This window comes from Arthrobacter agilis, assembly GCF_030816075.1.
Taxonomy (GTDB): domain Bacteria; phylum Actinomycetota; class Actinomycetes; order Actinomycetales; family Micrococcaceae; genus Arthrobacter_D; species Arthrobacter_D agilis_E.
Genome location: NZ_JAUSXO010000001.1, coordinates 1,765,568 through 1,777,293 on the forward strand (window position 1 = coordinate 1,765,568; position 11,726 = coordinate 1,777,293).

General features: G+C 63.0%; 20 protein-coding genes and 1 pseudogene. 17 read left to right on the plus strand and 4 right to left on the minus strand.

Annotated features, from left to right (window positions below; translation table 11 throughout):
- Window positions 1-132: 132 nt before the first annotated feature.
- A complete protein-coding gene (locus QFZ50_RS18225) occupies window positions 133-735 on the minus strand; it encodes a helix-turn-helix domain-containing protein (RefSeq protein ID WP_373462253.1) in 603 nt (200 codons plus the stop codon).
- Between QFZ50_RS18225 and QFZ50_RS08065 the strand changes: the two genes are divergently transcribed.
- From QFZ50_RS08065 to QFZ50_RS08085, 5 genes are all read left to right on the plus strand, one after another.
- Entirely contained in the window at window positions 683-883 is a 201-nt protein-coding gene (locus QFZ50_RS08065; RefSeq protein ID WP_373462254.1) for a helix-turn-helix domain-containing protein, read from the plus strand. The genes QFZ50_RS18225 and QFZ50_RS08065 overlap by 53 nt on opposite strands.
- A 199-nt stretch (window positions 884-1,082) precedes the next feature.
- On the plus strand, window positions 1,083-1,403 hold the full coding sequence (locus QFZ50_RS08070) for a hypothetical protein (RefSeq protein ID WP_307083227.1): 321 nt from the start codon (window positions 1,083-1,085) through the stop codon (window positions 1,401-1,403).
- The gene (locus tag QFZ50_RS08075; RefSeq protein ID WP_307083229.1) at window positions 1,403-1,882 is read left to right on the plus strand and encodes a single-stranded DNA-binding protein; all 480 of its coding nucleotides are present in this window, start codon (window positions 1,403-1,405) and stop codon (window positions 1,880-1,882) included. The genes QFZ50_RS08070 and QFZ50_RS08075 overlap by 1 nt, the downstream gene beginning before the upstream one ends.
- Window positions 1,883-1,957: 75 nt before the next feature.
- Window positions 1,958-2,188 carry a glutaredoxin domain-containing protein gene (locus QFZ50_RS08080; protein ID WP_307083231.1) on the plus strand — a complete coding sequence of 77 codons (231 nt, stop codon included), beginning with the start codon at window positions 1,958-1,960 and terminating at the stop codon, window positions 2,186-2,188.
- 91 nt (window positions 2,189-2,279) lie between these two features.
- Complete coding sequence (locus tag QFZ50_RS08085; protein WP_307083233.1) at window positions 2,280-3,236, plus strand: hypothetical protein; 957 nt, start codon at window positions 2,280-2,282, stop codon at window positions 3,234-3,236.
- A 29-nt stretch (window positions 3,237-3,265) separates the two neighbouring features.
- On the opposite strand, the gene QFZ50_RS08090 is transcribed toward QFZ50_RS08085, so the two are convergent.
- Both QFZ50_RS08090 and QFZ50_RS08095 read right to left on the minus strand, forming a co-directional pair.
- On the minus strand, window positions 3,266-4,222 hold the full coding sequence (locus QFZ50_RS08090; RefSeq protein ID WP_307083235.1) for a hypothetical protein: 957 nt from the start codon (window positions 4,220-4,222) through the stop codon (window positions 3,266-3,268).
- A gap of 60 nt (window positions 4,223-4,282) precedes the next feature.
- The gene (locus tag QFZ50_RS08095) at window positions 4,283-5,011 is read right to left on the minus strand and encodes a hypothetical protein (protein WP_307083238.1); all 729 of its coding nucleotides are present in this window, start codon (window positions 5,009-5,011) and stop codon (window positions 4,283-4,285) included.
- 25 nt (window positions 5,012-5,036) lie between these two features.
- Between QFZ50_RS08095 and QFZ50_RS08100 the strand changes: the two genes are divergently transcribed.
- Window positions 5,037-5,168 (plus strand): hypothetical protein, encoded by a 132-nt coding sequence (locus QFZ50_RS08100; RefSeq protein ID WP_307083239.1) that lies wholly within the window; start codon window positions 5,037-5,039, stop codon window positions 5,166-5,168.
- Between the two features lie 3 nt (window positions 5,169-5,171).
- Here the strand turns inward: QFZ50_RS08100 and QFZ50_RS08105 are convergent, their stop codons facing one another.
- Entirely contained in the window at window positions 5,172-5,810 is a 639-nt protein-coding gene (locus tag QFZ50_RS08105; protein ID WP_307083241.1) for a hypothetical protein, read from the minus strand.
- Window positions 5,811-5,848: 38 nt separating this feature from the next.
- On the opposite strand from QFZ50_RS08105, the gene QFZ50_RS08110 reads away from it, so the two are divergent.
- From QFZ50_RS08110 to QFZ50_RS08155, 11 genes and pseudogenes are all read left to right on the plus strand, one after another.
- On the plus strand, window positions 5,849-6,193 hold the full coding sequence (locus tag QFZ50_RS08110; protein WP_307083243.1) for a hypothetical protein: 345 nt from the start codon (window positions 5,849-5,851) through the stop codon (window positions 6,191-6,193).
- Window positions 6,194-6,749: 556 nt separating this feature from the next.
- The gene (locus tag QFZ50_RS08115; RefSeq protein WP_307083245.1) at window positions 6,750-7,244 is read left to right on the plus strand and encodes a hypothetical protein; all 495 of its coding nucleotides are present in this window, start codon (window positions 6,750-6,752) and stop codon (window positions 7,242-7,244) included.
- 415 nt (window positions 7,245-7,659) lie between these two features.
- Window positions 7,660-8,040: a hypothetical protein gene (locus QFZ50_RS08120; protein ID WP_307083246.1), complete on the plus strand. Its 381-nt coding sequence runs from the start codon at window positions 7,660-7,662 to the stop codon at window positions 8,038-8,040.
- An 80-nt stretch (window positions 8,041-8,120) separates the two neighbouring features.
- Complete coding sequence (locus QFZ50_RS08125) at window positions 8,121-8,552, plus strand: hypothetical protein (protein WP_307083248.1); 432 nt, start codon at window positions 8,121-8,123, stop codon at window positions 8,550-8,552.
- On the plus strand, window positions 8,549-8,770 hold the full coding sequence (locus QFZ50_RS08130; RefSeq protein ID WP_307083250.1) for a hypothetical protein: 222 nt from the start codon (window positions 8,549-8,551) through the stop codon (window positions 8,768-8,770). Before QFZ50_RS08125 ends, QFZ50_RS08130 begins: the two co-directional genes overlap by 4 nt.
- A gap of 286 nt (window positions 8,771-9,056) precedes the next feature.
- Window positions 9,057-9,269: a hypothetical protein gene (locus QFZ50_RS08135; protein ID WP_307083251.1), complete on the plus strand. Its 213-nt coding sequence runs from the start codon at window positions 9,057-9,059 to the stop codon at window positions 9,267-9,269.
- Window positions 9,266-9,511: a hypothetical protein gene (locus QFZ50_RS08140; protein ID WP_307083253.1), complete on the plus strand. Its 246-nt coding sequence runs from the start codon at window positions 9,266-9,268 to the stop codon at window positions 9,509-9,511. The genes QFZ50_RS08135 and QFZ50_RS08140 overlap by 4 nt, the downstream gene beginning before the upstream one ends.
- Window positions 9,505-9,660 (plus strand): hypothetical protein, encoded by a 156-nt coding sequence (locus QFZ50_RS08145; protein ID WP_307083255.1) that lies wholly within the window; start codon window positions 9,505-9,507, stop codon window positions 9,658-9,660. Before QFZ50_RS08140 ends, QFZ50_RS08145 begins: the two co-directional genes overlap by 7 nt.
- 4 nt (window positions 9,661-9,664) lie before the next feature.
- Window positions 9,665-11,011, plus strand: coding sequence for a hypothetical protein (locus QFZ50_RS08150; RefSeq protein WP_307083257.1), 1,347 nt, complete (start codon window positions 9,665-9,667; stop codon window positions 11,009-11,011).
- A gap of 64 nt (window positions 11,012-11,075) precedes the next feature.
- Window positions 11,076-11,168: pseudogene (locus tag QFZ50_RS18230) on the plus strand (HGGxSTG domain-containing protein); the annotation flags it as partial.
- A 60-nt stretch (window positions 11,169-11,228) separates the two neighbouring features.
- On the plus strand, window positions 11,229-11,681 hold the full coding sequence (locus tag QFZ50_RS08155) for a hypothetical protein (RefSeq protein WP_307083259.1): 453 nt from the start codon (window positions 11,229-11,231) through the stop codon (window positions 11,679-11,681).
- Window positions 11,682-11,726 lie beyond the last annotated feature (45 nt).

The window sequence follows — 11,726 nt, forward strand, 5'->3', positions numbered from 1 at the left end:
CGTGTTTCTCCTGACAGATTGTGTGCTTGATTCCAGTTGGCGCCCCCTGATGGGGGCTGGTCAACCTCCTATTAGCGGGTGCAGTAGACACTCCAGTAGAGGTTGCATCGTGCGTGAGTAGTGGAGCTTCGCCTACTTGCGAGGAAGGCGCGGCAACTGCGTGATGTCCTCCGCGGGATCCACCCCGGGCTTCTCCGGATAGTGGGTAGTCCGGGCGAACCTCCGAGCGACCTCAGCAAGCAGCTCGGCGTCACTAGCTGAGTCGAGCGGTGGCGCCTGGCTATCCCTGTTCGGCAGGAAGTCTCCGAGAGCAGAGCGCAGGACGCCCTCCTTGTTGCGCGGTACGGACTCCCCGCGCTCCCAGTTCCCGATGGTCCGCAGGGACACGCCAACGCGCTCCCCTAGCTGACCTTGCGTCAGCGCCGCCCGCTCACGAGCGGCCCTGATCTGCTCTCCGGTAATCACAGGCGACACTCTCCTAGAAAGTTTTAGGCAACACAACTGCCCAACGTTGCACTTTACGGGTCCGAAACCGGAAAACCATGCAAGTAGTTCGTAGGTAAAACCGCAGGTTAGAGCGGCTTTTCCCCGAGTCACCCATAGTTGCTTGACCTCGTTGCCTAAGGTTGCCCATGCTCTTCCTATGCGAATGAGATTGGCGCACGGCCCAGCCATAAGGGCCATGCGGGAAGCCCTCGGAATCAAGCACGGGGTCTTTGCAGTCGACTGCAGCATCAGCCCCGGATACCTGACCCACGTCGAGAAGGGCGCCAAGCAGCCCTCCGAAGAAGTGATCACCCGCATTGCCAAACGCCTCGGCGTCACCAAGGACGAGATCACCTACACACTCCACGCCGACGCGTCGAAGAAGCGTGCAGCGTGAACAGCGCAGAAGCCCATGCTCGCCGAGTGGTGCAGCGGCCGGCCTACGTCTACCGGATCTACACGCGGGGCGGGAAGCTCCTCTACGTCGGACGCACCACGAACCTCCTCGTGCGATGGGCCCGGCCGCGCATTCGGCCACGGCACGGCTCGCGGAGGCAGCAGCGGCCGCCACTCCCCCGCCTGCGCCCGAAGCAGCTGTGCCTGCCGGAGCGGAACCCGCGGAGCCGCTGTGCTCCCGGAAGCAGCAGACGGATCTCGGCAACGCGCTCAAGGCCCTGGGCTACACGACGAAGGACGACATGCTCGGCGTCGTCACCGCGTGGGTCGGCCGCGAGATCAACGGATCGAAGGACCTTACCGTGTCCGAGGCGAAGCAGCTGACCGACGAGCTCGTCGCCGCCGCGCAGCAGCAAGCCGACGTTGACACCCAGCAGGAGGACGTCGTTGACGACGACGGCGTCCTCCCCAAGCCGGTCGACGCGGACACTGACGCTGCATGCCTGGCAGGTACCAACTGATGGCGGGCGAGACAGTCATCACCGTCATCGGCAACCTCACTGCCGACCCCGAGCTGCGCTTCACCCCGTCCAGTAGCGCGGTGGCGAACTTCACCATCGCATCCACCCCGCGGACCTTCGACCGGCAGGCCAACGACTGGAAAGACGGCGAGACGCTGTTCCTCCGGGCCAGCGTGTGGAAGGACGCCGCCGAAAACGTCGCCGAGTCCCTCACGAAGGGGACGCGGGTCGTCGCCCAGGGGCGCCTCAAGTCGCATTCGTACGACACGAAAGAGGGCGAGAAGCGCACCTTCATGGAACTCGAGGTGGACGAGATCGGCCCGTCCATCCGCCACGCCTCCGCGAAGGTGACCCGGACACAGGGGCCCGGCACCCGCGGCGGCGTCCAGCCCGCCACCAGCGGGCAGCATTGGGGCCAGCAGCCCGCAGACGACCCGTCGGGTGCCGCCCCCACCGACGACGCAGAGCCCCCGTTCTAACCACCCAGATTCACGCTGCCCTGCAACCCTCCCGTTGCAGGGCAGCTTTCACCCCTTCTGAGAGGCACCCCAGTGATGCTCACGATCTACACCCTGCCGAACTGCCAGCAGTGCAACGCCACAAAGCGGTGGCTCGAGAAGCGCGGCCTCCGATACGTGGCCGTCGACCTGGCCCAGGGCCCCGCCGACGCAGCCGCAGTCGCAGCCCTCGGCTACCAGCAGGCGCCCGTCGTCATCGTCTCCACCGGCGACCCAGAAACCGACCTCCACTGGGGCGACTTCCGCCCCGACTACCTCGAACGCTAAGCAGGGAGCCTCGCAGCATGAACACCACCACGACCATCACTAACCCTGAGATTTGCACCTCCTGCGGATCCCCCATCCGCACCACCGGCGAATGCAGGTGCTCGGATTGAGCCGGCAGATTCTCTCGCTGGGCGCCGGGGTGCAGTCCACCGCACTCCTCCTGCTGTCCGCAATCGGTACGCTCCCGCGGCTCGATGGAGCCATTATCTCGGACACCGGCTGGGAGCCAGCGTCCGTTTACGCCCATCTCGACCGCATCGAAAAGGAGATCGCCAAGCCCGCCGGCATACCGATCTACCGAGTTTCCTCCGGGAACATCCGCAATGACGCCCTCGACCCCGTGCACCGCTTCGCGTCCATGCCGCTCTATATCAAGAACAAGGACGGCGGGGACGGTATGACCCGGCGCCAGTGCACAAGCGAGTACAAGCTCAAGCCAATCAAGGAGCAGGTGCGCCGCATCCTCGGCGCCGAGCCACGAGAGGACGGTAAGCCGGGCCGCGTACCCAAGGGCCGCTCCGTCGATCAGTGGATCGGCATCAGCACGGACGAGCGCGACCGGGCTCTCGATCAGGACGGCAACCTCAAGACCGGCGATGTCTCCTACTCTCGCAACCGATACCCGCTGCTGGAGCTGGGCATGAGCCGCGAGCTGTGCGTCCTGCTCCTCACCTCGCAGGGCTTCGGGTCGACTCCGAAGTCGGCGTGCATCGGGTGCCCGTTTCACACCAACCGCCAGTGGCGCGAGCTGCGCGACAACAACCCCGCGGAGTGGCAGGACGCGGTCGAGTTTGATGCGGCGATCCGTGCGGGCTCCGCGAAGGCCAACGCCCAGGGGCAGCCACTGCTGGGGCAGGCATTCCTGCACCGTTCGCGCATGGCCCTCTCGGACGCGCCGATCGACCGCGTCAGCTACCACGAGTGGGCGAGCCGTCAAGGCAATCTTCTGCACGCCATCGCTGCGGCCGAGTTTGAAGAGTCCCTCGAAGATGACAGCTCCCTCGCCGGGTGCAGCCCCTTTTCCTGCAGGTCAGAAGGTGATGACTGATGCCGACTTGGACTCACATGCGGAACCGATCAGAACGCCCGCGTCGAGCCGCCCTCGTGCAACTCGAAAGAGCTCGTGTCGCCGACGCGCCACACGGTAGCGATGTCGTGCTCGGCGAGGAGCTCCAGCAGGTCGGCATTCGGCGCGGCGGGGAGCAGCAGCCGGCAGGGGCGGCCGTCCACGTACCGGCGATAGTCGAGCAGCTGTCCGAGGCCAGCACGCACGCTGTTCCTGGTGGCGTCCGCTTTGGCTTCGTAGAGGATGCCTTCGGTGGCGTCGTGGATGTCTGTGAAGAGCGGCATGCTGCTGCCCTTCGGGTACACCTTGAACCGATCGAGCTCGCGGCCCCTGCTCTTCAGGATGGTCTGGAAGGCGTTGACGAGATCCTGCTCGCGCTTCTTGCCGGTGCCCGCTTCAGTCCCGGCTCGCTCAAACTCTTCGACGGCGTGGTTCTCGAGCGGAACCCGACTCGCACTGCCGGCATCCGTCGGATCTGCAGCCTTCGAGCTCAAGTCCTCGTCGCGACGGAGGATCTCCCCGACCGGCCGCAGGTGAAACACGAAGACAGTGCGCATGACTCCATCCACGCCGGGGGCATCCTCCGTGGAGTACGGGTGGTCGTCGTCGATGGCGAACTCACCCAGGTAGATGCGGTCCTGGCCGTTCCCGACGGCGGCCTTCCCGCTCACACCGAAGAGGCGGACGGCCTTCCCGTTGAGCTTATGATCCCGCAAGGCGAGATTGCCCTTATGCACCTTCTGCGGACCGATCCGGTCCATACCCGTGTACGAGAACACGTCTCCGTCGGCAGACCAACCGTCGAACTCATACCCGTTCTCCCGACCCACCTTCGGGTCAGTGAACAACAGCACGTTCGCCGAGGTGCTCGGCGTCTCCATCCCTCCGAACCTCGTGCCGCCGTACATCGCAGCGATCTCTTTGCGCGTGCCCGTCCATCCGACGGGAGTCCCCCACTCAACAGTCATAAGAGGAGGCTAGCTGCACGACCGCTCCTTAGCCGCCGGTCACGAGCGACCCGCCGAAGACTATCGATTCGTTGGGCCCTCGCTTGTGAAGTACGGCGTGATGTGATCCCGAATCTTCGTCGACCTTTCCTCATAGTGCGAAAGATTTTCGCGCAGCTTGGTCAGCAACTTCTGACGGTCGCCCTCATCACCTACGGGCCACGTCGAAGCGGCTTCCCTCATCCTCGCGGAAATACCGATGTAATCGATAGCTATGTCATCGGCATCGTTGGGCAGCGGCATGACGTGATGTGCGCTACTAACCATGTGAGAGAGGCGTACGGATCTCGCCAATACAGAAACCCAACCCCTAAGAGCTTCGCCGAGCGCTCGGGAACCTGGTTCGAACGTCATGCGATAGCGGGCGGATCGGAGTTGTTGGTCATGAGCATCCAGTTGGCTCAAGTCATCAGCACCGTTGACCACACCCACTACAGCGGAAAGGAAGTCTGCGATGGCAGCTAGCTCCCTTGCTCGTGAGGATTCAGATCGTTGGTCGGTCAGTTGCCGCTCTAGGGAGTTTCGTTGCTCGTCAAGGGCCCTCTTTGCATCATCCCGTTGCGCAGTTAGGGCCTTCTCAGACAGGCTGCGTTGCTCCTCAAGTGCTCGCCGGGCCAATTCGGCTTGGTGGAGATTGGTACGCCAGAGAACGAGCAAAGCCACGCCGGCGGCCCCGATGGCTCCGACGAGCGATCCAATTACACCTGACCAAAGTTGCAGCCATACTTCCGACCCAAGTCCCCAGAACATCCATGAAGACTACAAGGAGAAACTTATGACTAAGCACGACTACATCATGACCGGCAACAAGCGGGAGCAGGTCAAGCAGGCCGGCAACGCCGTCACCCCGCCGGCCGCCCGCGACCTCATCAGCATCGGCGCCCAGGCGTTGGGGGTGGGTTCGTGAACCCTACGAGCCTCGTTCAACCCAGTCGGGCCAGTCGTCATTGCCCGTAAGAGCTGCGAGTTCATCAAAGCGCGGAAACACAGTAGAGTCGCGCCACTCAGCAGTGCTCTCAGACCAGTTGATGACCAGCCTCCACATCTCGAGGAGAACTAGGCCCCGAACCGATCTGGGCATGTCCCGGGTTTCAATCACGAATTTCCGCAACCGATCGAGGAGCCTTCGCTCTTCATGGCTGTTCGACTCCAGTCGTGCGGCCGCAATATCTCCGAGAACGCGGAAGTCCGTCGGCAGCGGCGTTCTCTTACCGTTGACAGATTGCAGCACGAGGTCTTCACCAAGTTCTCCGACCGATGCGAATATCGCTGCGAATGCTCTTCGCAGCCGGTCGGCGTGCTCTGCGGCCGACCGGTCCTTCTCAGCTTTGATGCGGGCCTTCTCTGACTTTTCGGCTTGGTCCTCAGCTGAGCGAGCCGTCCGCACCGCATACACCAAGACGGCAACCGACGCTGCCGCGGAAACCAGAGGAATCCAGATACTGGCAAACCACTGGAACATGCCAGGGTCACGCCCTATCTCGTCCACAACTTTGAGAATGGCGCAGGTGATAGGGCCACCGTCTTCGCAAGTGAGTAGTTTTAGCACCCGCTCACCCTATAAGCACTCCCGGGGGGCGTTCGCCAATGGCGTGGTTCAACGCTGACGACAAGATGCATTCCCACCCGAAGGTGCGCGCTGCGGGTCTCGAAGCGACCGGCCTCTGGCTCGTGTGTGGCACGTACTGCACCGACTACCTCACTGACGGGGTCGTGCCGGGCTGGCACGTCCAGTCCTGGCCGAAAGGGCGACAGCTCGCACAGAGGCTGATTACCGCGGGGCTGTGGACGGCTGAGGGCGACCAATACCGGTTCCTGTCCTGGACGGAGTACCAGCGCACGAAAGAACAGGTTGAGAACGAGAAGAGGAAGGCGCGAGAACGGAAACGGAAATGGCTCGACGGGCAGGAAAAAGACGGAGAAGAACGGTGAAGGAACGCCGTTCCGCGCCCGTTCCGAACGGCGAAAGTTCGTCGAAGGTTCAGGTGCCCAAGACCAAGGCCAAGACCAAGTAGTTAACTCACCTCCCAGCCCTCAAGGGTTTTCAACCCTCTGGCTGAGAAATCAATCAATCGTCACCTAGGTGATAAGCGAGGTTCGAACACTTGACTGACTTCCCAGAACTCACACAACCCCAGGCCACACTCCTCGCGCACATCCTCCACGAGATCCGCCCCGACTGGTCTATCCCCTCGATGATGAGCCTGCTCTGGGAGCACCGGGCAGACCACCCGTTCCCGGCACTCGTCATCGCAGCCGTCAAGACCGCAGCAACCCCCACGAACCGGACGCCCGCGGTGATCTTCATGGAAGGCCGGCACTGGAGGGCCGACGGAGACCACCCACGAGAGCAGCCACCACCCGGGCCGAAATGCGAAGACCACCCCACCGAACCGGCCCACACCTGCCACTGCTGCAAAGCCGACATCCTCGTCGGCGACAGACCACCCACCCACCAAGGCAAACACTGGAACCCAGGGAGCACACCATGACCACCACCGAAACCCGCCGCACGAAGCGCAGATACGCACACGAGCTTTACCCCCACCCCGGCGAATGGGAATCACGCCCTCTCGATGTCGAACTCCCCTACCTCTACACCCGCGCCATCGGCTTCGACGTGCAGGGAACCAGCTGGTTCAACACCATCTCCGAGCGCACCGGAAGCCGCACCGCGGAACTCATCGCCGCCCGCCAGATCGCGCTCATGGCCGACGCAATGCACCAAGGGCTCACCGGGCAGGAAGCGTGGGACTGGGCTGTGGAACGCATGGACGACGCTGGCGAATGGATCTATGAACGAGCCGTGCACTACGGCGTCGACCCCAGCGCCATCAAGCCATACCCCTGCGGCCCGGAGCCAGAACACCACGACCACGATGAGCCGATCCCGGGGTCCCGGTGGTCCAAGGTCCACCGCATCAGCGGCAAAGAGTCCGAATGCCCGGACTGCACCGAAGCCCGAGAGGAGGCCACCCGATGAGCACGAACATCACACCCTCCCGTAGGGCGACCAACCCTCCCGCGCACCGACCCACGGTGGTTGATGTGGCGGAGGCTCGTTTCGTGGAGGCGAAGGCGATAACGGATGCCCTGGTCGAGCGGTTGCGGCGGGAGCGTTCGGAGTCGGCTGGGGCGGCGGTGGATGCCCGGATCTCGGTGGAGCGTCGGGTGCAGGTGACGCGTTTGGAGCTGACGGATGCGGAGGCGTATGAGTCGCGGGTGTTTGCGGTGTGGGAGCATGAGCGTTCGGTTGCGGCTGGGCGGGACGTGGCGGGGGTCAGGAGCGTGCGGCGGGCGTCGGGTGGGTATCCGGGTGTCTCACATTCTGCTGGGGCTTCTGAGCGCCTTCCAGCCCCTCCATTGGGATTGACGAGTGTTCATGCTGGGAGGGTGTCGTGAACGAGCCATGGACGCTGGAGGTCCCGGCGCCGGCCGCGTGGATCTCGATGAACGACCGGTCCCATTGGGCGACCAGGGCTCGCCTGACGAAGGCGTGGCGGCACTCGGCGCACGTGTACGCGAGGCTCGCCCGGCTCCCCAAGGGTCTCGGGCCAGTGCACATCACCGCGGCTGTCATCAAGTCGACGGGCAGGGCGTACGACGCGCACAACCTCACCCCCACCGCGAAGGCGGTCATCGACGGGCTCGTCGACTACGGGCTCACCCCGGACGACACGAACGCCCACGTCGTCGGCCCAGACATGCGCGAAGGCGGCACCGGCAGGGCTGGACTTTTGCTCACAATCACTCCCATTGAGAGTGGTAGTGCCCTCTGATTGACACTAGACTGATAGGACACGTAGAAGCCCCGCGACGCTGCGAACGTCCGGGGCACGACCGGAAGTGAGGTTCCGATATGACCAGCATAGACACAACTCGCCGGCAGCTCGCCGCGACGATCAACGAGAACACAGACGTTCTGTGGTCGAACGGCAGCCTGGGCGAGGTGGTGGGCGCCATCCTGGCCGAGCACGCCGTCATCCCCCGCAGCGAACTGCCCATCGTCGAAGCGCACGGCATGGGCATCGGTATCGGTTCGAAGCGATTCGGCCCGGGCAACTCCGAAACCCGGTGGGAGTATGCGCTCAACAACATCGCACTCGCCCTGCACCTCGAAGCGAGGGAGGACGCAGTGGAAGCTGCCGCCGCCCAAGCGAAGCGGGCCGCACGCCGCGACGAGCTGGTGATCGAGCTGTTCAACGGGCCAGGGTTTTTCTACAGCAGCATCCAGCCCGGGGCACGCGCCGCCATCGACCGGATCATCGACCTCGAGCAGGCCGCAGCATGAACCGCAAGGAGATCACCGACGCCCGGGCGAAAGCGGTCCAGTTCATCCTCGACAGCGATGCCGCGATCGGCCGACTCGACCGAGAGTTGAAAGACCGTAGCTGGGGCGACGGGAAACCCAAGGCGTCCGACCACTCCTCCGGATCACCCGAGACCGGGCAGCTGCGCCGCACCTCCCTCGACCTCACCCGCGCACTCGCCCGCATGAGGCGACCATGAGCGCTTCGGCAACCGTGGAGCGGTTGAGCGCAGCTCGGTCGCTCGCCTGGGCGTCGCTTCGGCCTGCTTTCGACCACGCGATCGTACTCGCAGAGGAGGCTGACGCGCTGGCCGCTATCGCCTCAACGGGAGCGCAGTCGAACATCCCACCGGCGTACCCCCCACTCGTGACGAAACTCGCCGGCGCTGCCCCGACGCCCCCGGCCGGCTTCCTGCACACCACTTGGTGCCGGGGTGACGAGCGCGACGGGCACTGCCGGCGCGGACGATCTTCGGGCACTGAAGCATGAGCGTCCGGGCCCTCACCTCCGCGCTCGAGGCGTACGAGCTGGCCATCGCGTGCGGGGCCCCGTCCATCACCCAAGCGGACCTGTTCGCTGACCTCACCGCAGCCCACCGCGCACACGTCACTCGGCTCGACGCCCTCGAAGGGTTCATCGCCGACCCCGAAGGGCAACGCCTGGTCGCCCGCATTCACAAACGACAGGAGGCAGCATGAGCACCGTTGAATCCGGGCTGAGGGCCCACGGCCCGGAATCCGACTACGAGGCGCTGATGGGCGAAGCCGCCGACGCCATCACCGCCCAGAGCGAGCAGATCAAGGCCGTTCTCGCGATGCACGTCGCAGAAGGCAATGGGTGCTGCATCTCCTGCTGGGACTTCAACGAGGACAAGGACGTCAAGTTCCCCTGCCCGACCAGCATCGCTCTCGGCGTAGACCCACAGCAGAAGCCATGGTGAGTCCGGCGCCGTTCCTCGACGTGATCGGGTTCCCCGACGAGGGTGGGCCCGTGGACCCGACGCCGCGGGCCGCACAGCATCTCGTCGCCGCCGGCGGGACATCACCGGACGAGGAACGACCAGCAGCCCACAACCAGGCAATAAGCTGAGCTGATGGGGTACACCAGATCCGACTTCTCGAACCGCAGCGCCAGAGCCGAACGGAAGGCGCTCGAGGGTGAGGCGCAACCAATCGATTTACCGTACATCTTCTTCTGGGGCTTCATTTTTTCCCTCACCGTCGTCTTCGGACTGATCTGGGTGGCAGCAGCATATGAGACGAAAGAGTGGATCTTCTGGCGAGCTGAACCGCGCTTGGAGCCTGATCGATTCTTTGCCGTGATCCGAAACGCAGTGACAGCCGCTGCGGCCTTAGGCGTTGGAGTGACGCTGTTCTTTTCCTATCGCCGACAGCAAACCGCGGAGCGAACCCTTAGGATCAGCGCTGAGGCGCAAAGAACTGCTGCCGAAGCACAGAAGACAGGCGTCGAAGTACAAAAGACATCAGCTGCAGCGCAAGAGACTGCCAACCGGAATTTCGAACTTGCGAATCGCAACTTTGAACTCGTCAGTCGGAAGCATGACTTAGACATCGTAGCGTCACTCCGTGCCCGATACGCGCAATGCGCGGAGCAGCTCGCCAGTAAAGAGACTGCGGTGCGCCTCGCCGGCCTCTATGCCTTGAGCGCACTAGCAGATGATTGGTTTGATCGCGACGACACTGCCGAGCAACAAACCTGCCTCGACCTCTTCTGTTCAGTCATTCAGATAGAGAGTCAGGGAGATGCTTATGATCCCGCAAGACCCTCTGCGATTCAGCGCGCCGGCTGGCAGATACTTAGTGCACGATGGCAGAAAGATGTTGAGAAGCGGAAGTACTGGGGTAATCGTTCACTCAACCTAGAGGGCGTCTCAGCGATACAGCCCATCTCTAATGCCCTCATTTCGAACAACGGAATGTTGATACTTAAGGACGCGACTCTTGAAGACAACACCTTCTTCTCGGAAGTTGAACTGGATGGCGGCGCGCTTATTCTGCAGGGCGCCAAGGTTAACAGACCCGGGGGATTCTTCTCAATGATGGACTGCAAGTTTGGGAGTGGGCTGCTATTTTTCGAAACCCTGCATGAGTCTTTTAAGACAATGCACTTCTCAAACTGCAATTTCTCCGGCGCGATGGGCGCTACTTTTATTCATCATGAAAAGATTTCCTTCACCTTTGACAACTGCGTCTTTTCGGGTGGTCGATTCGGATTACTCTTTCATAGTCTCATAAAATCGCGAGAAGCGAACAGTCTTCGCGTGAGCTTCATAAATTGCACCTTCGAAGACCAAGTGTTCAACATTGACTACGACGGCGATGAGTCTCATCTAAAAGTCGACTTTGACGAGCAGTGCATCTTCTCGGGTAAAGCATTACCCATGAGCAAAAACCCTGCGCAAGCCATCAGGGAAAAGTAGGTCGCGCATCCGAAGTCAGCGAAGACTGACCCGACCTTGGGCGCGCCCCAGCAGAGAGGAAGACATGCCCACTTGTGGTGCAAAGAAGCGTGACGGCGGTTCGTGTGGCGCTTCGCCCATGCGGGGTCAGAAGCGGTGCGCCCGGCACGGGGGCAAGTCCCCGCAAGCCCAGAAGGCGGCAGCGGCCCGGATAGCAGAGGCAGAGGCGAAGGACACCATGGAGAAAGCGATCGTCACCCTCGGGCTACCCCAGGACATCGACCCCGCGAAGGCCCTCCTCGACGAGATCAGCCGGACGTATGGGACGGTGCTGTGGTTGCAGGGGAAGGTGCGGGAGCTCGGGCCCGATCAGCTGGTGTGGGGCGAGGTGGAGAAGCAGCAGGGCATCGGCCCACAGGGCCCCGTCGACACGACCACAGAGCGGGCCGAGTTCAACGCCTGGTACCAGCTGTACCTCGGGGAACGGAAGCACCTCGTCGCCGTCACCACCGCGGCATTGAAGGCCGGCATCGAGGAACGCCGGGTGCGCCTCGCTGAGCAGCAGGGCGACCTCGTGGCGCAGGCAATCCGGTCCATCCTCAACGCCCTGAACCTCACGCCCGGGCAGTGGGAACTCGTGCCCACCGTGGTGCCCGCCGCACTCCGATCGCTGGGCGAACTGGCGCCCTAGATCCCTTCCATTTAGAGGTAATTATGCTCCTATTACGGTAGAATC